This window comes from Streptomyces sp. CNQ329 (genome assembly GCF_000482585.1).
On record NZ_AXVU01000008.1, the window covers coordinates 18,569 to 39,463 of the forward strand.

General features: G+C 73.7%; 19 protein-coding genes. 9 read left to right on the plus strand and 10 right to left on the minus strand.

All coding sequences use genetic code 11. The features are described 5' to 3' along the window. Positions 1-235: 235 nt before the first annotated feature. Both I003_RS0107255 and map read right to left on the minus strand, forming a co-directional pair. Complete coding sequence (locus I003_RS0107255) at positions 236-1,216, minus strand: aldo/keto reductase (protein WP_486584126.1); 981 nt, start codon at positions 1,214-1,216, stop codon at positions 236-238. A 102-nt stretch (positions 1,217-1,318) separates the two neighbouring features. After that, positions 1,319-2,179 (minus strand): type I methionyl aminopeptidase, encoded by an 861-nt coding sequence (map, locus tag I003_RS0107260; protein WP_027770914.1) that lies wholly within the window; start codon positions 2,177-2,179, stop codon positions 1,319-1,321. Positions 2,180-2,258: 79 nt separating this feature from the next. Between map and I003_RS0107265 the strand changes: the two genes are divergently transcribed. Then, on the plus strand, positions 2,259-2,492 hold the full coding sequence (locus I003_RS0107265; protein WP_027770915.1) for a hypothetical protein: 234 nt from the start codon (positions 2,259-2,261) through the stop codon (positions 2,490-2,492). Positions 2,493-2,507: 15 nt separating this feature from the next. Here the strand turns inward: I003_RS0107265 and I003_RS0107270 are convergent, their stop codons facing one another. The 3 genes from I003_RS0107270 to I003_RS0107280 form a co-directional block, all read right to left on the minus strand. Next, a complete protein-coding gene (locus tag I003_RS0107270; RefSeq protein ID WP_027770916.1) occupies positions 2,508-3,812 on the minus strand; it encodes an MFS transporter in 1,305 nt (434 codons plus the stop codon). Positions 3,813-3,878: 66 nt separating this feature from the next. Further along, positions 3,879-4,496 carry a hypothetical protein gene (locus I003_RS0107275; protein WP_027770917.1) on the minus strand — a complete coding sequence of 206 codons (618 nt, stop codon included), beginning with the start codon at positions 4,494-4,496 and terminating at the stop codon, positions 3,879-3,881. A gap of 107 nt (positions 4,497-4,603) precedes the next feature. Then, complete coding sequence (locus I003_RS0107280; RefSeq protein ID WP_027770918.1) at positions 4,604-5,761, minus strand: alkaline phosphatase PhoX; 1,158 nt, start codon at positions 5,759-5,761, stop codon at positions 4,604-4,606. A gap of 202 nt (positions 5,762-5,963) precedes the next feature. Here I003_RS0107280 and I003_RS0107285 point away from each other — a divergent pair, with 202 nt between their 5' ends. After that, positions 5,964-7,715 carry an NAD+ synthase gene (locus I003_RS0107285; RefSeq protein WP_027770919.1) on the plus strand — a complete coding sequence of 584 codons (1,752 nt, stop codon included), beginning with the start codon at positions 5,964-5,966 and terminating at the stop codon, positions 7,713-7,715. A gap of 27 nt (positions 7,716-7,742) precedes the next feature. On the opposite strand, the gene I003_RS0107290 is transcribed toward I003_RS0107285, so the two are convergent. Together I003_RS0107290 and I003_RS0107295 are read right to left on the minus strand one after the other, a co-directional pair. Further along, positions 7,743-8,780 (minus strand): endonuclease/exonuclease/phosphatase family protein, encoded by a 1,038-nt coding sequence (locus tag I003_RS0107290; protein WP_027770920.1) that lies wholly within the window; start codon positions 8,778-8,780, stop codon positions 7,743-7,745. A gap of 270 nt (positions 8,781-9,050) precedes the next feature. After that, a complete protein-coding gene (locus I003_RS0107295; RefSeq protein WP_027770921.1) occupies positions 9,051-10,616 on the minus strand; it encodes an MFS transporter in 1,566 nt (521 codons plus the stop codon). Positions 10,617-10,842: 226 nt separating this feature from the next. Here I003_RS0107295 and panB point away from each other — a divergent pair, with 226 nt between their 5' ends. Beyond that, positions 10,843-11,724, plus strand: coding sequence for a 3-methyl-2-oxobutanoate hydroxymethyltransferase (gene panB / locus I003_RS0107300; RefSeq protein ID WP_027770922.1), 882 nt, complete (start codon positions 10,843-10,845; stop codon positions 11,722-11,724). Positions 11,725-11,886: 162 nt separating this feature from the next. Beyond that, a complete protein-coding gene (locus I003_RS0107305; protein ID WP_027770923.1) occupies positions 11,887-12,210 on the plus strand; it encodes a hypothetical protein in 324 nt (107 codons plus the stop codon). Between the two features lie 27 nt (positions 12,211-12,237). Here the strand turns inward: I003_RS0107305 and I003_RS31665 are convergent, their stop codons facing one another. From I003_RS31665 to I003_RS0107320, 3 genes are all read right to left on the minus strand, one after another. Continuing rightward, on the minus strand, positions 12,238-12,471 hold the full coding sequence (locus I003_RS31665) for a hypothetical protein (protein ID WP_037720316.1): 234 nt from the start codon (positions 12,469-12,471) through the stop codon (positions 12,238-12,240). Positions 12,472-12,606: 135 nt separating this feature from the next. Beyond that, positions 12,607-13,311: an NADPH-dependent F420 reductase gene (gene npdG / locus I003_RS0107315; RefSeq protein ID WP_027770924.1), complete on the minus strand. Its 705-nt coding sequence runs from the start codon at positions 13,309-13,311 to the stop codon at positions 12,607-12,609. A 39-nt stretch (positions 13,312-13,350) separates the two neighbouring features. Continuing rightward, a complete protein-coding gene (locus I003_RS0107320; protein WP_027770925.1) occupies positions 13,351-15,390 on the minus strand; it encodes a hypothetical protein in 2,040 nt (679 codons plus the stop codon). Between the two features lie 239 nt (positions 15,391-15,629). On the opposite strand from I003_RS0107320, the gene I003_RS0107325 reads away from it, so the two are divergent. The 5 genes from I003_RS0107325 (at position 15,630) to I003_RS0107345 (ending at position 20,855) form a co-directional block, all read left to right on the plus strand. Then, positions 15,630-16,043 (plus strand): HIT family protein, encoded by a 414-nt coding sequence (locus tag I003_RS0107325; protein WP_027770926.1) that lies wholly within the window; start codon positions 15,630-15,632, stop codon positions 16,041-16,043. 58 nt (positions 16,044-16,101) lie between these two features. Then, positions 16,102-16,953, plus strand: coding sequence for a hypothetical protein (locus I003_RS0107330; protein ID WP_027770927.1), 852 nt, complete (start codon positions 16,102-16,104; stop codon positions 16,951-16,953). 343 nt (positions 16,954-17,296) lie between these two features. Further along, positions 17,297-18,031 (plus strand): phosphatase PAP2 family protein, encoded by a 735-nt coding sequence (locus tag I003_RS0107335; RefSeq protein ID WP_027770928.1) that lies wholly within the window; start codon positions 17,297-17,299, stop codon positions 18,029-18,031. A 67-nt stretch (positions 18,032-18,098) separates the two neighbouring features. Next, complete coding sequence (locus I003_RS0107340; RefSeq protein WP_027770929.1) at positions 18,099-18,743, plus strand: TetR/AcrR family transcriptional regulator; 645 nt, start codon at positions 18,099-18,101, stop codon at positions 18,741-18,743. Between the two features lie 45 nt (positions 18,744-18,788). Then, positions 18,789-20,855, plus strand: a complete 2,067-nt coding sequence (locus tag I003_RS0107345) for an AAA family ATPase (RefSeq protein WP_027770930.1) — start codon at positions 18,789-18,791, stop codon at positions 20,853-20,855. Positions 20,856-20,895: the final 40 nt, after the last annotated feature.

A 20,895-nucleotide genomic window follows, 5' to 3' on the forward strand; every position in this document is an offset into this window, starting at 1 on the left:
GCGTGAGCGGGTACGCCGGGGCGCTGCGCCGCGGGGGGCTCGGGCCGCCGGCCGCGGCTGGGGAGCCTCGGCGAGCCGGTCACAGCGGATGAGGCCGGTCTCCCGAGGGCGGGGCCCGGGATGGGCGGGCACGCCGGGGGGTGCCGGGCGGGGCCCGGGCCCCGGCCGCGGCTGGTCGTCCGCGGTCACGGGCCCGCCCACGGTCCGTCGCGGGGCTCGTGCCCGCCCGGCGGGACTAGGACAGCAGGCGCTCGATCTCCGTCACCTGCTCCGCCGTCAGCGGGCCCGCCTCCAGCGCGCCCGCGTTCTGCGCCGCCTGCGCCACCGTGCGGAAGCCGGGGATCGGGACCGTCTGCGGGCTGCGGGCCCAGATCCAGGCCAGCGCGCCCTGCGCGAGGGTGCGTCCGTCCGAGGTGAGGAGGGCGCGGATCGCCTCGATCCGCGGCAGCCACCCCGGCGCCACCCGCCCGTCCGCGTCGAAGTACGTCAGCCACGCCGGCGGCGTCGCGCGGATGTCGCCGGTGCCGATGCGCGAGCCCGCGTCGTACGCGCCGGAGAGCAGCCCCATCGCCAGCGGGCTGCGGTTGACGGAGGCCAGGCCGCGCTCCGCGCACAGCGCCAGCATCTCCGGGGCGTCCTCCAGCACGTTGAGCCGGTGCTGCACCGCCGCGCAGTGCGGGCCCTCGGCGAAGACGGCCGCCCGGCCGGGGTCGTCGGTGCTCCAGCCGTAGGCGCGGATCAGTCCCTCGCGTACGAAGTCCTCGCACGCCTCCCGCAGTTCCACCGCCTCCTCGACGCCGGCGTCGCCGATGTGCAGTTGGAACAGGTCGATGTGGTCGGTGCCCAGCCGGTCCAGCGAGGCGGTCAGCGCCCGGCGCGCGTGGCCGGGGGACAGGTCGCGGGAGAGCATCGTCCGGCGGCCGGAGTCGAAGGTGTTGCCCCACTTCGTGGCGATGACGACCTCGTCACGCCGGCCCGCGAGCGCGCGGCCCAGCACGGTCTCGCTGTGGCCGGTGCCGTAGACGTCGGCGGTGTCGAAGAAGGTGATGCCGCCGTCGAGCGCGCGGTGCACGGCCCGGACGGACTCCTCGTCGTCGACTTTGCCCCAGCCCAGCGGGTTGCCCCCGCTGTCCCACCACTCGCCGCCGATCGCCCAGCAGCCGAAGCCGAGTGCGCTGACCTCGATGCCCGTACGTCCCAGAGTGCGCTTCTCCATGGCACAGAGCATGCACCTTCGAGCGCGCTCGAACGCAAGGTGTTTCCGGGCCGCCGGCGGGGCGGACCCCGCCGGCTTCCGCAAAGACCGCCCGGCCGGCGGCTACGGCAGAGTCAGCACCTCCGCGCCGGACTCCGTCACCACGAGCGTGTGCTCGAACTGGGCCGTGCGCTTGCGGTCCTTGGTCACCACGGTCCAGCCGTCGTCCCACATGTCGTACTCGTGCGTCCCCAGCGTCAGCATCGGCTCGATGGTGAAGGTCATCCCGGGCCGCATCACCGTGGTGGCGCGCGGGTCGTCGTAGTGCGGGATGATCAGGCCGGAGTGGAAGGCGGTGTTGACGCCGTGGCCGGTGAAGTCGCGGACGACGCCGTAGCCGAAGCGCTTGGCGTACGACTCGATGACCCGGCCGATGACGTTGACCTGCCGGCCCGGACGGACCGCCCTGATCGCCCGGTTCAGCGACTCGCGGGTGCGCTCGACCAGCAGCCGGGAGGTCTCGTCGACGTCGCCGACGAGATACGTGGCGTTGTTGTCGCCGTGCACGCCGCCGATGAACGCGGTGACGTCGAGGTTCACGATGTCACCGTCGTGGAGCACGGTGGAGTCCGGGATGCCGTGGCAGATGACCTCGTTGACCGAGGTGCACAGCGACTTGGGAAAGCCGCGGTAGCCGAGGGTGGAGGGGTACGCGCCGTGGTCGCACAGGTACGCGTGCGCCACCCGGTCCAGCTCGTCCGTCGTCACCCCGGGCGCGATGTGCTCCGCGGCGGCGGCCATGGCCCGCGCGGCGATCCGCCCGGCGACGCGCATCCGCTCGACGGTCTCCGCGTCCTGGACCTCGGGCCCGCTGTAGGGTGCGGGGCCCTTCTTCCCGACGTACTCGGGGCGTGGGATGGCGGGGGGAACGGCGCGGGGCGGGGAGAGCGTTCCGGGTGCGAGCAGCGACGACTGGCCAGACATGCATCCGAGTCTAACCGCGGGGAATCGGGCACGATGGGCGGCGGCAGAGCGGGCCGGCACGGCGCAGGTGAGGAGTGAGATGGCGCTGTTCAGGAAGAAGACGGCGGGCAAACCGGGCGAGTGGTACTACTGCCTGGAGCACGAGCGGGTCGAGGAGGGGCCCCAGTGCAAGGCCCTGAACCGCCTCGGGCCGTACGCGACGCCGGAGGAGGCGGCGCGGGCGATCGAGACGGCGGAGGCGCGGAACGAGGAGTGGGACGAGGACGCGCGCTGGAACGACGACGCGGACCGCGACGGCGGGCCGGGGCGCTGAGGGACCAGGGTGCGCTCACGCCGCGGCGGCCGGTGACGGGCCCGCCGCGGCGCGGCGCTCCCGTTCCCGCACCGCGTGCTCGTTCGTGCGCGCGTCGTACGTCATCAGCTTCGGCAGGCACACCGCCAGCAGCACCACCGCGCCCGCGCACATCGCCCCGCCCGACCAGATAGACGTCCGCACGCTCGTCAGCGCCGCCACCCCGCCGGAGCGGAACTGCCCGGCCACCGGGCCGACGGAGTACGACAGCAGCTCGATGCCCGCGAGCCGGCCGCGGAGCTCGTCGGGGATGGTCTGGTTCCACATCGCCGACCGGAACACCCCGCTCACCATGTCGAACGCGCCCGCCACCACGAGCAGCAGCAGCACCGTCCAGGCGTGGGGCATCACCCCCGCCGCCGTGATCGCCAGCCCCCACCCGGCAGCCGACAGCATCACCGCCCGGCCGTGCCGGTGCACCCGACGGGTCCACCCGCTGGTCAGGCTCACCAGCAGCGATCCCGCGGGCAGCGCCGCGTACATCAGCCCCAGCGCCCACGGTGCGTCCAGATCGTCCGCGAGGAACGGGAAGAGCGCGAGGGGGAAGGCGAAGAACATCGCCGTCAGGTCGATGGCGTACGTGCCCAGCAGCTCCTTGCGGTGCCAGGCGTAGCGCGCGCCCTCCGCGACGGCGCGCAGGCTCGGCGCCACCGCCTCGCGCGCCGCGGGGGAGGGGGCGAGCATCAGCGCGAGACCGACGGAGACGGCGAACGTCCCGGCATCCAGCGCGTACGCCCACGGCAGCCCGGCGTACGCGACGATGAACCCGGCGAGCGCGGGTCCCGCGATGCCGCCGAGCTGCCAGCGCAGGGAGTTGAGCGCGGCGGCGGCGGGCAGGTGCTCGTGCGGCACGATGCGCGGGACGATCGAGTCGAGGGCCGGGCGCTGGATGCCGGTCAGCGCGCTGGTGAGCGCGGCGACGAGGTACAGGGGCCAGAGCATCGGCTCCGGGAGCAGACTGTTGACGAGCAGCACGGCGCAGGCGAGACCGAGCCCCGCCTCGCTGGAGAGGATCAGCTTCCGTTTGTCCATGGCGTCGGCGAGGGCGCCGCCGTAGAGGCCGAAGACGATGAGCGGAACCAGCTCCACGGTGCCGATGGCGCCGACCGCGAGGGCGGAGCCGGTCAGCTCCTTCACCTGCACGGGCAGCGCGACGAAGGTGAGGAAGCTGCCGAAGGAGGTGATGAGGCCGGCGACCCACATCAGGCGGAAGTCGCGCGAGGCGTGCCAGGGGGCGAGGTCGGGGAGGAGGTCGCGGTAGGTGCGGGATTCGTCGGCCACGAGGGGCCATGCTCGGGCGGGCGCACGGCGGGCCGCAAGGGAATTTCGGACCGGCCGCCGGCGGCGCTACCAGCGGGACGGGGGCGGGGACGACAGCACCTCGGCGAGGCGGGCGAGGCGGTCGCGGAAACCGGAGCGGCCGGAGGCGGCGGGGGGCGCGGAGGGGGCGCCGTTCTCCCCGGCGGCGGCGCTGACGAGGTGCTGCACGGTTTCCAGGTCGATGTCGCCGCTGTCGCCGGGCACCGTGAGCAGTTCGTGGGCGAGGGCCGGCAGCTCCGTGGAGCCGCCGTCCAGCGCCAGCACCGCGGCCCCGGCGCGGCGGGCGTCGCCGACGCGCTCCAGCAGCGCCCCGCCGGGCTCGTCCGGGGCGACGACGAGCAGGGTCTCGCCGCGGCCGGCGGCCTCCAGCCGGCCGAGGCCGACGCCGAGATGGACGGGGCCGTCCTTCGGCACCCGGTGGCGTACGAGGGTGGGGGAGAGAGCGGGCAGGCCGGACCAGACGGCTTCGTCGTCGAGGTGGGCGGCGAGGTGCCAGGGCTCGTACGCCTCGGTGCCCACCAGCAACAACCCGCCCCCCTGTCCCTCGACGGACCTCCGCAGCGCCCCGGCGAACCGCCGCGCCGCCCCGGGCCACTCGGTCCCGGCCAGCACTTCCCGCAGCATCGCCACGCGCACGGCATCCATGCGGCGGGATGCTGCCGGACAGGGCCGCGGCGCGCAGGGAAAGGCGCGGGTATCACCGTTTCGGGGGCCTGCGGCGGAGGGCGGGGTTGTCGCCCCTGAAGCCCGTACTAGGCCCGGAACGGGCCGTGGACCTCGTACGTCACCCCGTCCGTGCCCGCCACGAAGCCGCTTTCCCCCCGCTGCGACGAGAAGTACAGCCGCGAGCCGTCCGGGGAGAACGCCGGGCCCGTGATCTCCGACTCCGGGTGACCGTCGATCCGGACCACCGGGGCCACCGTTCCCTCGGGGGTGATGATGTTGATCTCCATGTTGCCGCCGTCCTCGGCGACGTACAGGTCGCCGCCCGCGCGGCCCGTGATGTTGTCGACCGTGCCCAGTGGCTCGTCCGCGTCGTAGACCACGGCGAGGGAGTGGGCGCCGGCGTCGTAGGCCCAGACGCGGTTGTCGCCCTTCGTCGTGAAGTAGCAGACACCCGCCTGCGGCGAGTAGTAGCAGCCCTCGCCGCCGTCGAAGTGCAGCGCCTGGTCGACCTGTGCGCGCGTCTGCTCCCATGGCCACGGCGCGTCCGGGGCCGGGACCTCGCGCCACTCCACCGCCCCGCCGCCCGCGTCGCACAGCACGTCGAGCCGGCCCGACGACAGCGCGCCCCACGCTCCCCACGACTGTGGCGTGAAGCGGTAGAAGCAGCCGTCGTCCTCGTCCTCGGTGAGGTAGACCACCCGCCGGTCCGTGTCGCACGCCGCCGCCTCGTGCTTGAAGCGGCCCATCGCCCCGTAGGAGGTCGCCGAGCGGTTGCCGTACGGGTCGGTCTCGTAGACCCTGCCGCGGTAGGTCTCCTCGCACGACAGCCACGTGTTCCAGGGCGTCGCCCCGCCCGCGCAGTTGAGGTTCGTGCCGTTCAGGATGCGGCGGGCCGCCGTCACCGAGCCGTCCGCGGCGAAGCGGAGCGCGGACACGCCGCCGATCAGCGGGAGTTCGGAGTTGGAGACGTAGATCCAGCCGTCGCCGTCGGCGAAGCACGCGCCGCCGTCGGGCGCTCCGTGCCACGTGATGCCGCCGACCGGGCGGGTGGAGCGGGCGACGACGCGGCCCGTGAAGCCCTCCGGCAGCGCCAGCCCGTTGGCGTCGGGCGCCAGCAGCGGCCCGTACGGGCTGTCCGCCGCGGCTGCCGCCGCCGGTGCCGCGGCGGCGTGCCAGAGTCCGCCGGTGACGGCGACGGCGCCGGTGCCTGCGGTGACTGCGCGGAGAAACGAGCGGCGCTCCATGAGGGGTCCTCCGGTCCGGGTGTCGGTGGCTGCGTGCGGGGGCGAAGGGGTGCCCGCGCCACGATGCCCACGCGGCCGTGACGGGTGAACTGGACCGGATCACAAATCTGCGCGGAGTTTCTGTGATCGGCGGTCCGCGGCTGTGACGCAGCCCGCGCCGCCCGCACACGACATCGCGTCAGAGAGACGATAAAATGGCCGTGTGCCTCAACTTCGCCTCGCGCTGAATCAGATCGATGCCACCGTCGGCGACCTCGACGGCAACGCCGACGCCGTCGTCCGCTGGACCCGGCACGCGGCCGACCGCGGCGCGCACTTCGTGGCCTTCCCCGAGATGGTCCTCACCGGCTACCCCGTCGAGGACCTGGCCCTGCGCCGTTCCTTCGTCGAGGCGTCCTGCGCCGCGCTGCGCACCCTCGCCGGGCGGCTGGCCGACGAGGGCCTGGGGGAGACCCCCGTCCTCGTCGGCTACCTCGACCGCAGTGACTCGCGCCACCGCTTCGGGCAGCCCGCGGGCTCCCCCAAGGACGCGGCGGCCGTGCTGCACCGCGGTGAGGTCGTTCTCACCTTCGCCAAGCACCACCTGCCCAACTACGGCGTCTTCGACGAGTTCCGCTACTTCGTCCCCGGCGACACCATGCCCGTCGTGCGGGTCGGGGGCGTCGACGTCGCGCTGGCGATCTGCGAGGACCTGTGGCAGGACGGCGGCCGGGTGCCGTCCGCGCGGATCGCCGGCGCCGGGCTGCTCGTGACCGTCAACGCCTCGCCGTACGAGCTGAAGAAGGACGACACCCGCCTGGAGCTGGTCCGCAAGCGCGCCCAGGAGGCGGGCTGCACGACGGCGTACGTCGCGATGACCGGCGGCCAGGACGAGCTGGTCTACGACGGCGACTCGATCGTCGTCGACGGGCGCGGCGAGGTCGTCGCGCGCGCCACCCAGTTCACCGAGGAGTGCCTGCTCGTCGACCTCGACCTGCCCGCCGCCCCCGCGCAGCCGCCGGCCGGCGTCGCCGACGACGGGCTGCGCATCGAGCACGTCACGCTCTCGGCCGAACCCGTCGCGCCGTACGCGCGCCGGTACCCGGGGGTCGTCGCCGAGAGCCTCTCCGACGAGGAGGAGATGTACACGGCGCTGGTCACCGGGCTGCGCGCGTACGTCGAGAAGAACGGCTTCGGCTCCGTCCTCATCGGGCTCTCCGGCGGCATCGACTCCTCCCTCGTCGCCGCCGTCGCGTGCGACGCCGTCGGCGCCGGGCAGGTGTACGGCATCTCCATGCCGTCGCGCTACTCCTCCCAGCACTCCCGCGACGACGCCGCGGAGCTCGCCCGCCGCACCGGGCTGCACCTGCGCAGCGTCCCCATCGGCCCGATGTTCGACGCCTACATGGAATCCCTGGCGCTGACCGGTCTGGCCGAGGAGAACCTCCAGTCCCGGCTGCGCGGCACGCTGCTCATGGCCGTCTCCAACCAGGAGGGCCAGCTCGTCCTGGCCCCCGGCAACAAGAGCGAGCTGGCCGTGGGCTACTCCACGCTCTACGGCGACTCCGTCGGCGCCTACGGCCCGATCAAGGACGTCTACAAGTCGGTCGTCTTCCGGCTCGCGAAGTGGCGCAACGCGGTCGCCGCCGGGCGCAACGAGATCCCGCCGATCCCGGAGAACTCCATCTCCAAGCCGCCCAGCGCCGAGCTGGCCCCCGGCCAGCTCGACACCGACTCGCTGCCGGACTACGACGTGCTCGACGCGGTCCTGGAGCTGTACGTCGACCGCGACTGCGGCAGCGCGGAGATCGTCGCCCGCGGGTACGAGCCGGAGCTGGTGGAGCGGGTGCTGCGGATGGTCGACACGGCGGAGTACAAGCGCCGGCAGTACCCGCCGGGGACGAAGATCTCGCCCAAGGGCTTCGGCAAGGACCGCCGGCTGCCGATCACCAACCGCTGGCGGGAGCGGGTCTAGCCGGCGGGGCCGCGCGGCGCGCGGGCGTCACAGGTTCACCGAGGCCCGTACCGGGCGGTGGTCGCTGCCCGTCGCGCCGAGCACGTCGGAGCTGACCGGCTCCACCCCGCGCACGAGGATCTGGTCGATCCGCGCCATCGGGAAGTCCGCCGGCCAGCTGAAGCCGAAGCCGCTGCCCGCCGCGCCCTGTGCGGAGCGCACCTGCGAGGTGACGTTCGCCAGCGCCCGGTCGTTCATGGTGCCGTTGAGGTCGCCGAGGAGGACCACGCGCTCGGCCGCCTCCCCCCTGATGGCCTCGCCGAGCGCGTGGGCGCTCGCGTCGCGCCGGTTGGCCGTGAACCCCGCGTCGGCCTTCACCCGCACGGACGGCAGGTGGGCGGTGTAGAGCGCGAGCGGGCCGCTGTCGGTGGCGACGGTGGTGCGCAGGGCGCGGGTCCAGCCCATGTGGAGGTCCACCGGCCGGGTCTTCGACAGCGGGTACTTGCTCCACACCCCGACCGTGCCCGCCACCTCGTGGTACGGGTACGCCTCCGCGAGGCCGTCCTCGTACGCCGCCCTGTTGTCCTGCGTGACCTCCTGCAGGGCGAGCACGTCGGCGCCGGAGTCCACCAGCTTGCGGGCGGTGCCGGCGACGTCGGTGTTCTCCTCGGCGACGTTGTGGCTGACGACGGTGAGGTCGCCGCCGCCCGACGACTTGTCGGTGAGCAGGCCGCCGAAGAGGTTGAACCAGACGAACACCGGCAGCACCAGCGCGCACACGGCGGTCATCGACCGCCGCCACAGCGCGCACACCAGCAGCACCGGGACGGCCAGCCCGAACCACGGCAGGAACGTCTCGACCAGGCTGCCCAGGCTGCCGACCCGGTTGGGGATCGCCGCGTGGCCCATCATCACGAGGCCGTCCAGCAGCGCGAGCGCGGCGACCACCAGGCCGCGGCGCCAGGTGCCGGGGCCCAGGCCCTCGCGGAGCCGGCGGCGCCAGTACACCGCGCGCGACTCCGCGGGAGCGGGCGCGTGCGTCGTCCCGCTGCCGCGTCCGGTTTCCGCCATGTCCACGTGCGTCATGCGCTGTTCCTCACGTCACTGCAGTCGCCGGTCCGCCCCCGTTCCCCCCTACCTGACGAACGGGACGGCGCCGTGAGTTGCGGACAGGGCGCGCGCGAAGGTCACCGTAGCGAAACCGGGACATTTCATCGGACCGGTGAAGGCACCCCGCCGGGCACGGCGCCGACGACCCGCGCGGCCTGTTCCGCGGGCGGCGGCCGTCCCGGGCAGCGTACGGCCTGCGGGCCACCATGCCGTGCGCCGCCCCTCGTACACCGCCCTCGTGCGCCGCTAGTGCCGCGTGGACGGCGTATTCTCCCGGCCCCGTGCCGGCGCGGCGGTGTCGCGGCCCTTCGCCGGCATGAACGCCGCGGCCACCGCCGCGCCCATCAGCGCCGCGCCCGCCGCCACCAGGGACGTCACGTGCATCGCGTGGATGAACGCGTCGTCGGCCTGGGCGATCAGCTTCTTCCCGGCGGGTCCGGCGCGCTCCGCGAAGGTGAGGGTGGCCTCGATGGACTCGCCCGCCGCCCTCGGCGCCTGCGGGGGCAGCGACACCTGGCCGCGGTAGACCGACGACAGCAGCGAGCCGAGCACGGCGACCCCGAGGGCGCCGCCGACCTGCCGGAAGGTGTTGTTGACCGAGGAGCCGGCGCCGGCCTTCTCGGGCGGCAGCGACTGCATGATCGAGGTGGTCGCCGGCGGCATGACGTGCGCCATCGCGCTGCCCATGAGGAAGAACAGCACCTCCAGGATCCACAGCGGCGACGACTCGTCCAGCAGCAGGAAGCCGGCGAAGGCGACGGCGACGCCGACCATGGCCACGGTGCAGACCGCCCGGGCGCCGAACCGGTTGACCACCAGCCTGGACCGCGGTGCGAAGATCAACTGGGCGATGGCCAGCGGCAGCAGGAGCAGCCCGGAGTCCAGCGGCGACAGGCCGCGCACGCTCTGGATGTAGAAGACCATGAAGAACGTCACGCCCATGAGCGCGAAGAACACCAGGCCGATGACGGCGACCGAGGCGGAGAAGCGCGGGTTGCGGAACCACCGGACGTCGAGCGCCGGGTGCCGGCTGCGGCGCTCGTACCGGACGAAGAGCGCGAGGACGACCGCTCCGCCCACGATCGTGCCCCAGACCTCCGGCGCACCGAAGTCGGCACGCTGACCGCCCCGGACCACGCCGTAGACGATCAGCACCAGGCCCGTGATGGACAGCAGCACGCCCGGGGGGTCGATCCGGCCGGGGGCCGGGTCCTTGGAGTCGGGGACCACCAGCGTCATCCCGGTCAGAGCGACGAGGATGATCGGGACGTTGACCAGAAAGACCGAACCCCACCAGAAGTGCTCCAGCAGCAGCCCGCCGGTGATCGGCCCGATGGCGATGGCCAGGCCCACGGCCCCGGCCCAGATGCCGATGGCCCGGGGCTGCTCGTCGCGCTCGAAGACGTTCACGATGATCGCCAGCGTGGCGGGCAGGACGAAGGCGCCTCCCAGGCCCATCAGGGTGCGGAAGGCGATCAGCTCGCCCGGGCTGCCGGAGAACGCGGCGAGCACCGAGCCGATGCCGAAGACGACCATGCCGCCCAGCAGCACCCGCTTGCGCCCCAGCCGGTCGCCCAGGACGCCCGCGGTGAACAGCAGGCCCGCGAAGGCCAGGGTGTACGCGTCGATCGCCCACTCCAGCTCGCTCTGGCTGGCGCCCAGGCCGGTGGGGGCGGGGCTGGCGATCGTCTTCATCGCGACGTTGAGGATGGAGTTGTCGAGGACGACGACGAGCAGGCTGAAGACGAGCACCCCGAGGATGACCCAGCGGCGGCGGTGGACCTCCGGGGCAATCCGTTGCGCGGTGTCCATGAAATCCACGCTAGCGTGCATTCCGGTACGGCGCCGTTTCGTACCGGAGGGGTCGCCGGGGCCGGGACCGGGAGAAGAGCAGCAGGTCACAGGCCCGACATGCGGGCGGGTGCGACCTTCCGCACACGTGCCCGGACGGGGTGTCGTTCGCCGTTGCGGCGTGCCAGCATGGAAGTGGTCCGGGGACGCCGTCAGGGCGCCTCGAGATGACGAAGGAGCGTTTGCGATGACGCACGTTTCGCATGCCCGCACGACGCCCGCCGGGGCCGACTCCGCCCCGGCGCTGTACGGCGGGGACGGGGGCGGCCGGGGCCGCCGGGTGACCGTCCGGGACCTGGCCGCCGCCAAGCGGCGCGGCGAGAAGTGGCCCATGCTGACCGCGTACGACTCGACCACCGCCGGCATCTTCGACGAGGCCGGTATCCCCGTGCTGCTGGTCGGCGACTCCATGGGCAACGTCCACCTCGGGTACGACACGACCGTGCCCGTCACGCTGGACGAGATGACGATGCTCGCCGCCGCGGTGGTCCGCGGCACCCGGCGCGCCCTGGTCGTCGGGGACCTGCCCTTCGGCTCATACCAGGAAGGCCCGGTCCAGGCGCTCCGCTCGGCGACGCGGCTGGTCAAGGACGCCGGCGTGGGTGCGGTGAAGCTGGAGGGCGGCGAGCGGTCGCTGCGCCAGACCGAACTGCTGGTGGAATCCGGCATCCCGGTGATGTCGCACCTCGGTCTCACCCCCCAGTCCGTCAACGCCATGGGCTACCGCGTGCAGGGCCGCTCCGACGAGGACGCCCACCGGCTGCTGCGCGACGCGAAGGCCGCGCAGGACGCGGGCGCGTTCGCGCTGGTGCTGGAGCTGGTGCCGGCGGAGCTGGCCGCCGAGGTGACGCGCTCGCTGGAGATCCCGACGATCGGCATCGGTGCGGGGTCCGGCACCGACGCCCAAGTGCTCGTCTGGACGGACATGGTGGGGCTGACCGGCGGCAAGCTGCCGCGCTTCGTCAAGCAGTACGCGCAGGTGCGGCAGAGCCTCGGTGACGCGGCCAGGGCCTTCGCCGAGGACGTCGGCTCGGCGGCGTTCCCGGCCGAGGAGCACAGCTTCCACTGAGCCCGCGGGGGCGGCGGGCACCCGGGCGCCGGAGATGCGCCGATGCGGTGATCTTATTAACTGCATGCGGGTGCCCGCCGTCGTGGCGACACGGCACCGGCGGGGGCCGCGCGGACGCTGGCGGAAAGACGCCCGTCGGCCCCGTGGAGAGGACCCCCGCCCATGCCCCCCGGACACCCCGGCCGCCGCCTGCTGCTCGCCGGCCTCGCCGCGCCGCTGCTCTGGGCGGCCGTCATCGCCCCCGCCGCGGCCGTGGCGCCGCCCGCCGTCACGCCGCGGGCCGCCGTCCCCGTCCAGCAGGAGGACGCACCGCACACCACCGTCGACGGCAAGAACCCCGGCCGCGCGCCCGCGATGGGCTCCCCGGGCGCCCCCGCCGTCCGCGGCGACGACGCCTGGCCGGCGATCACCGCGAGCGGCGTCTTCGCCGTCTCGCTCGGCGCGGCCGTGTACCTCTTCGGCTGGGGCCGGCGCCGTACGGCCTGACCCACCCGCCGGCCGGGCTCGCCCGGACTAGCTCGCCGGACCCCGGTCCTGGTCGCGGGCCAGCCGCGCGCGGCGTACGTAGAACCACGTCATGTTCGACGACAGCCCGGCCAGCAGCACCCAGATCACCCCGATCCAGTAGCCCTTCACGAAGGACACCACGGCCGCGGCCACCGACAGCACGCACACGACGGCGGTGAAGACGGCGAGCCGGTCGGACCCGGCGAGGAAGGACGTGGGCTGGCGGGGCTCGGACGGCATGGGGGCGGGCTCCTCGGGTGTGGCGTGCGGATCCATTGTGCCCCCACGCCGCACCCGTCCGGCACCGGCCCTCGACGCCGGGCACCCGCCTGCCGGCGCCGCCCGCGTGACTCCCGGACGTCCGTCAGATGTCCGTCAGACGTCCGTCAGCCGCACCCCGGCGTGCGCCCGGTAGCGGCGGTTGACCGAGATCAGGTTCGCCACCAGCGACTCGACCTGGTGCGCGTTGCGCAGCCGGCCCGCGTACACCCCGCGCATCCCCGGGATCAGACCGGCCAGCGCCTGCACGACGTCCGTGTCCTCCCGGGACTCGCCCAGCACCATCACGTCCGTCTCGATCCGCTCCACCGCGGGGTCCTGGAGCAGCACCGCCGACAGGTGGTGGAACGCCGCCGTGACCCGCGCTTCGGGCAGCAGCGCCGCCGCCTGCTCGGCCGCGCTGCCCTCGGCGGGACGGATCGGGTACGCGCCCTTCTTGTCGAACCCCAGCGGGTTCACGCAGTCCACGACGAGCTTGCCCGCCAGCTCCGTACGCAGCGCCGAGACCGTCGCCTCGTGCCCCTCCCACGGCACCGCGACGATCACCACGTCGCTGCGCCGCGCGCACTCCGCGTTGTCCGCGCCCTCCACGCCGCTGCCCAGCTCGGCCGCCGCCGCCTCGGCCCGCTCCGCCTTCCGGGAGCCGACGACGACCCGCTGCCCGGCCCGCGCCAGCCGGTAGGCCAGCCCCCGGCCCTGGTCACCGGTGCCGCCCAGCACGCCGACGGCCAGGCCCGAGACGTCGGGCAGGGCCCACGGGTCCTTACGCGCGGGCGGGGTGTTCTGCTCACTCGAAGTCATGCGCCGATCGTACGGCGATCACCGCTCACCGGCAGCGGCTCACCCCGCCGGATCCGCCGTGCACGGCGCGCCGCCGCAGACGTCCACGATCCTGCCGGAGTTCAGGAACTCCGCCATCTGCCGCTGCGCGGCGGGCGAGCTGCGCGGGTCGCCGTGCGGGTCCCGGCCCTCCGTGGGCGGGGTGTTCGTCAGCGGCTGGTACGGGCTGCCGCTGTCCCAGATCAGCATCCCCGAACCGGTGGACGGGTAGCGCAGCTTGCGTATCCCCCAGTACGGCTCCTCGTCGGGGCTGCGCCCCTCGGCCACCGCGGGGCGGTGGATCCGGGCGCCGACCGTACGGGCCTGCACCTCGGCGGCGGTGGGGGAGACCTGGTGGTCGCCGTACGCGACGTGCATCAGCACCTGGTGGCGCGGGGTGCGCGGCAGCGGGTCGGACGTCATGTGCTGCGCGTAGCCGTTCGCCTCGCCGCGGTCCCAGAGCATCTGCATGAGCGCCAAGCCGAGTTGCTGGTGCAGCTTGTCGGGGTACGCCTGGTCCAGCACCTGCTGGAACGGTGCGAAGTCGACGCTGCGGTTGAGCAGCGTGCTGTAGTTCATCGCCGGTACGCCGAGCACGGAGCGCGTGCTGTCCTGCGCCACGGCGGTGTACATGCCGCCCATGATGCCGCCCTGGCTGTGGCCGACGAAGCCGAGGCGGGCGCGCACGTCGATCGCGCTCGCGCCGCCGGCGCCGCGGAAGGCGTCGTCCGCGGCGAGCCCGTCCGCGTGCCGCATGAGGCGGCCGAGCCAGAGGGTGTTGAGCACGCCCTGCTGGAGCCGGTCGGCGACCGCGGGGAAGCGGCCGAGGTCCTGCAGCGTGCTCGCGACGAACGGGATGTCCTCGTCGGACATGCCCTGCCACTTCGTGGCGCACATGACGAAGTTGCCGCGGGCCGCCAGTTCGCGCTGCGTACGGGAGCCGACCTGCGTCTCGTTGCCGAGGAGCCCGTGGCCGTACAGGACGGGCCGGCCCGCCTCGCCGGGACCGCCGGGACCGCCGAGGGCGGTGCGCGGGATCTCGCACTGGAACGGCACCACCTGGTTGTTGCCGGGCAACCGGGCGGGCAGTGCGTCCTTGCCGGCGCCGGCGCGGTGGAAGCCGGCGCCGGGCGGGCCGCCGGGGGCGTCGAGGTAGCTGGGAACGTTGTAGACGCCGCGGACCGTACGGGCGACGGGGTCGTCGGCGGGGTGCTCCTCGACCTCGTACACCAGGTGCTCCGGCACGCCCTTGCCGAGGCCGGCGAAGGCGTCGTCGCGGATGTGCAGCATCCGCTCGCTCAGGCTGCGTTCGCTCGCGACGGTGAAGACCCAGGCGAGGTGGAGCCCGCCGGTGCGGACGCCGGCGCGGTCGAGGTCGCGCCGGACCTGGCGGTGGTCGCGCTGGCGCTCGTAGAGGGGGTCGCTCCGGCGCAGCGCGGGGCCGTCGACGCGGCGGAAGGCGGCGGGGGCGGGGATGGCGCGGCCCTCGGCGTCCTTGAGGCGGCGCAGGGCGACGACGTAGCGGTGGCCCTCTTCGAGGTTGCGCGCGGGCCGCACGATGAGGGCCTGGCGGGCGGGGTCGGTGGCGTTGGCGTCCAGCTCGGCCCAGTACGGATGGCGCTTGCCGGTGTCGGCGTCGAGGAGCACGATCGGCGCGTCGCGGTCGAGCGAGGCGCCGATGTCGGTGAGCGGCGCGGCGCCGGTCTCGCCGAGGTCGAGGCCGGGCACGTGGGCGAGGATCATCGAGCCGGGCGAGAAGCCGTCGCTGCGGTTCCACTCCGCGGGGTCGATGCGGGTGCCGGCGGCGTTGGCGGGCATGGCCGACGGCTCGAACGCCACCCGGCGGCCGGTGTCCGTACGGCGGTCGGGCTCGGTGTACCAGTCGCTGGGGAACGGCAGCAGGCAGTCGGCGGGGCCGATGGGGTCGCAGCCGGGGCGTTCCCCGCCGCGGGGCTCCCCGGCCCGTACGGGCTGTCCGGCCGGATCGGCGAGCGCGGTGGGGGCGAGGAAGCCGAGCGCGAGTGCCGCGACGGTGGTCAGGACCGTGAGCCGAGCGCGCACCGGGGCCTCCAACGGGTGGTTACCGAACAGTTCACCGAGGTACTTAGTCAGGGCAGCGGGTGCTGTCAATGGCGGAGGCTTCAGCGGTAATGCACGCGGTTCTCACACAATTCTCAGGCCGGTAGGGGACATTGGAGTCATGAACGCGCTTGTACCCGTCTGTCCGAGCTGCGGTCGCGTGCGGTGCATCTGCCCGCCGTGTGCCCTGCGATGTCATCGGCCCGGTGTTGACTGGAGGGGTGAACTGCACCTTCTGCGCCATCGCCCGCGGTGACCTCCCGAGCCACCGGGTCTTCGCGGACGAGGTGGCCGTCGCCTTCCTCGACGCCCGGCCGCTCTTCCCCGGTCACCTCCTGCTCATCCCGCGCCAGCACGTGGAGACGCTCACCGATCTGCCGGAGCCCGAGGTCGGCCCGTTCTTCGTCCGGGTCCGCCGGCTGACCGGCGCCGTGGAGCGGGGCATGGACGCGGCCGGGTCCTTCGTCGCGATGAACAACCGGGTCAGCCAGTCCGTGCCCCACCTGCACGTCCACGTCGTACCCCGCAACCGCAAGGACGGCCTGCGCGGCTTCTTCTGGCCCCGGACCAGGTACCGGGACGAGGAACACGCCGCCGGGACGGCGCGGCTGATCCGCGCGGCGCTCGACGAGTGATCGCCGCGCCCGATCGGCCGGGAGGGAACCCGATACGGAGCGGCGCCGTCCGAGAGACATGAACCGAACGACCCCCCTACGCACCTCGGCGGCCACCGCCGCCGCCCTCGCCGCCGCGGTGATCGCCGCCGGCTGCGGCTCGGAGGACGCCTCCGGGTCCGCCGGTGACGGTGGCCGCGGGGACGTCGACCCCTCCGCCCAGCTCTACCGCGTCCAGGCCACCGTCCTGGCGAACGGCGAGCACGGCCCGCAGATCTGCCGCACGCTCGCCGAGTCGATGCCGCCGCAGTGCGCCGGCCCGGACGTCGTCGGCTGGGACTGGGACGACGTACGCGCGCACCGCGCGAGGGACACCACGTACACCGATCCGCTGGAGCTCGTCGGCACCTGGGACGGCCGACGCTTCACCCTGGCCGAGAAGCCGCGCCCCGCGGACGGGGCCGCCGAACCCGGGGCCGGCGCGGACTTCGACACCCCCTGCACGGAGCTTAAGGACGGCGGGAAGGACCCGGGCGCCTCCGGTGACGCCGACCATCAGCGGGTGCTGCGCGAGGCCGAGAAGATGCCCGGCTACGCCGGCTCCTGGCTCGACGGCGCCATCGTCAACGTCAGGGTCGCCGACACCCGTGACGGTGACGGCGGTCCCGACGCCGCCGAGCGCGCGCTGCGCGACGTCTGGGACGGCCCGCTGTGCGTCGTCGGCGCCGAGCACACCCAGGAGGAGCTGACCCGCATCCAGCGACAGCTCGACAAGGACGTCGAAGGGCTCCTCACCTCCGGCGTCGACCCGGTGCACAACGCCGTCACCCTCGAAGTCGTCGCCGCCACCCCCGAGCTGCGGCGTGAGCTGGACCGCACGTACGGCGAGGACACCGTCCGGCTGAGCGGCTGGCTCAAGCCCGTCGGCTGACCCGCACCACCCCACGACCCGGGTCCCGCGCCGTCCCTCCCCATCCGGCGCGGGACCCGCCCTCGCCCGCCGGGTCCCGCGCCGACACGCCGTGGTCCACGGCCCGGGGCGGATATACCCGTCCTCATGCGGCACCGGGGGATGATTTGACGCGGCCGTCCGTCTGGCAAACTGTCTGCCCATGGGCGCGTCGTATTCCCGGGACCTTGCTCCCCGGCCAGCGGAGATTGCGAGGACTCTCCAGGACCGGCGGACACCCGATTCCTCGGCGGACACGGAGGCCGAGGAGAAACGCAGATCTCCGGCACCGTCGCGGGAGCGGCTGGGCGTCCTCCTCGACCGGATGCGCTCGCCGCGCCCGCCGCGGCTCTGGTTCGAGATCATGCTCGTCGCGCTCGTCTACTGGACGTACTCGATCATCCGCAACGCGGTGCCCGAGCAGGAGACGCAGGCGCTGAAGAACGCGGACCGGATCTGGAGCCTCCAGGAGAGCCTGGGCCTGGCCTTCGAGCGCTCGCTCAACCACGCGGTCGACGGCGTCACCTGGCTCGTGGTGTCGATGAACTACTACTACGGCATCCTCCACTACGTCGTCACCCTCAGCGTGCTCGTCTGGCTCTACCGCTGGCAGCCCGGCCGCTACGCCGCCGTACGCCTGGCCCTCGCCATCACCACCTGCTTCGCCCTCGTCGGCTACTACAGCTTCCCGCTGGCGCCGCCGCGGCTGATGGAGGGCATGGACTTCATCGACACCGTGCGGGCGCACGAGACCTGGGGCTCGATGTCGTCCGGCAACCTCGCCAACGTCTCGAACCAGTACGCCGCCATGCCCTCGATGCACGTGGGCTGGTCCGTGTGGGCGGGCATCACCATCGCCGTACTGGCGAGACCGCTGTGGGTGAAGGCGCTGGGCGTGCTCTACCCGGTGCTGACGCTGCTGGTCATCATGGCGACGGCGAACCACTTCTGGATGGACGCGGTGGGCGGGCTCATCTGCCTCGCCTTCGGCTTCGCGGTCTCGTACGCCTGGTACGGCACGCTCGCCTACCGGCTGCCACAGAGGGTCGCGTCCACCTAGCTTCGCGGCCTTCCGCGGCACGGTTGCGAGGGACGGCAGCCGATCGCCGCCTCCTATCCTCGACCCCATGACCCGCCCCGACACCCCCGTTCCCGGTCTGCGCGCACGCAAGAAGCAGCGCACGCGGCAGTTGCTCTCCGAGACCGCGGTCCGGCTCTTCCTGGAGCGGGGGTACGACGCGGTGTCCGTGGCGGAGGTCGCGGCTGCGGCGGACGTGTCGAAACCGACACTCTTCCGGTACTTCCCCTCCAAAGAGGACCTGGTGCTGCACCGGTTCGCCGATCACCAGGACGAAGCGGCCCGGGTCGTGACGGCCCGCAAGGAGGGCGAGTCGCCGCTCGCGGCGCTGCGCCGGAACTTCCTGGAAGGGCTTGAGCGGCGCGACCCGGTGACCGGCCTCTGCGACCACCCGGAGGTGATCGCGTACCAGCGGCTCCTCTACGGGACGCCCTCCCTCGTCGCGCGGCTCGCCGGCTGGCAGGAGCGTGCGGAGCGGGCGCTCGCCGGCGCGCTGGGCGGGCCCGCGGTGCCGGCCCGGCTCGCGGCCGGGCAGATCGCGGCGGTGCAGCGGATTCTCGCGGAGGAGAACGCGCGGCGGATCGCGGACGGTGAGAGTGCGGACGCGGTGGCACCGGAGGCGAGGGGGGCGGCCGAGCTCGCGTTCCGGCAGCTTGCGCAAGGGATCGAACCGGGACGGAACCCCGCCGCATAACGTTACCGAGTAAAAAATGTAACCGAGTTGCGTTATGTTGGGTGGATGGGCACCGCACACACCCCCGCCGAGACCTCCCTCGCCGACGAACGCCGCTATCACGACACCTGCCGCGCCGCCCTCGACGCGATGCTCGCGGGCGCCGACCGGCAGGTGGTCCTCGGCGAGCAGGCGTCCGCGTCCGGCGCCGACGCCGAGGTGCTCGGCTACGAGCTGCGCGGCCACGCGAAGGAACTGCGCGAACTGCCGCCCGGGCCGCTGTTCTTCGGCCGCCTCGACTTCGCCGACGACGCCGGGCAGGCGGGCGACCACGCCGGACAGCGCTACCACATCGGCCGGATGCGCATCACCGCGCACCCGTCCGCACCGCCCCTCGTCATCGACTGGCGCGCACCCGTCTCACGCGCCTTCTACCAGGCGGGACCGAAGGACCCGCAGGGCGTCGAGATCCGCCGCCGGTTCGGCTGGGCCCCCGGCAGCACCGGCGCCTCCGGCGAACTCACCGGCCTGGAGGACGAACGGCCCGCCGCGGAGGCGACCCGTGGCGGCCGTATCCTGACCGGCGAGATCGAGCGCCCGCGCACCGGCCCGATGCGCGACATCGCCGCCACCATCCAGCCCGACCAGGACGACCTGGTACGCCGCGAACTCGGCGTCTCCGTCTGTGTGCAGGGCGCCCCGGGCACCGGCAAGACCGCCGTCGGCCTGCACCGCGCCGCGTATCTGCTCTACACCTACGCGCGGCAGATCCAGCGCGGCGGTCTGCTCGTCCTCGGCCCGAACCGCACGTTCCTGTCGTACATCTCGGCCGTACTGCCGGCGCTCGGCGAGACCGGGGTGCGGCAGTCGACGGTCGCGGAACTGGCGGCAGGGGAGCAGCCGGTGCGTGCGGAGGACAGCGCGTCGGTCGCCGCGCTGAAGCACGACGTGCGGATGGCCGAGGTGCTGCGGCGGGCGCTGTACGCACGGGTGTCGGCGGACGGGATCACCGAGGGGGTGGCGATCCGCGACGGCTCCGTGTGGTGGCGGGTGCCGCACGCGGAACTCGCGGAGATCGTCGCGGGCGTACGCGACGAGCGGCCGCCGTACGCGGTCGGCCGCGAGCGGGTGCGCAGCCGCATCGTGGACCGTATCCGGCGGCAGGCCGAGCGCCGGGCCGTGACCGTCACGGCCGCCTGGACGCAGCGGACCGGCCGGGCCCGGCCGATCGGCGCCTTCCTGGACGCCGCGTGGCCCAGGGTGAAGCCCGCGGAGGTGCTCACCGCGCTGTTCACCGACGCCGGCGAACTGGCCCGCGCCGCCCACGGCATCCTGAACGCCGGCGAACAGCGGGCGCTCCTGTGGACGAAGCCGCCGCGGTCCTTCACGTCGGCGAAGTGGAGCGCCGCCGACCACGTACTCCTCGACGAGCTGTCCGGGCTCCTGGACCGCCCCGCGGGCTACGGTCACATCGTCGTCGACGAGGCGCAGGACCTCTCCCCCATGGAGGCACGGGTGATCGCGCGGCGCGCGGAGTTCGGTTCGCTGACGGTGCTCGGCGATCTGGCACAGGGCACGACGCCGTGGGCCGCGCGTGACTGGCCCTCACTCCTCGCCCACCTGGGCCGGCCGAACGCCGAGATCGCGGCGCTCACCACCGGGTTCCGGGTGCCGGCCGCCGTGGTCGACCTCGCCAACCGCCTCCTCGGCCACCTCGACGTCGACGTCCCCGCCGCCCGCTCCCTGCGCCGGGACGGCGCGCTTCGGATACTGCCCACCCCGGACGTGCTCACCACGACCCGGGACGCGGTACGGCAGGCTCTCGGCAGCGAGGGCTCGATCGGGGTGGTCGCCGCCGCGGCCGACGTCGACCGGGTGCGCTCGGTTCTGGAGGAAGCAGGCATCGCGACGGCGGGCCCGGACGACCTCGCCGCCCGCGTCGCCGTCCTGCCCGCCACCGCCGCCAAGGGCCTCGAATACGACCATGTCGTCGCGGTGGAACCGGCGGCGATCGCCGACGCCGAGGACGGGCGGACCGGCCTGCGCCGGTTGTACGTCGTGCTGACCCGCGCCGTCTCCCGCCTCGACGTGGTGCACAGCCGCCCGCTGCCGTTCCCGGCGAAGGCCACCTGAGACGGTGCCGCCTGCGGCTGCCGAACCCGCGGGAACCACT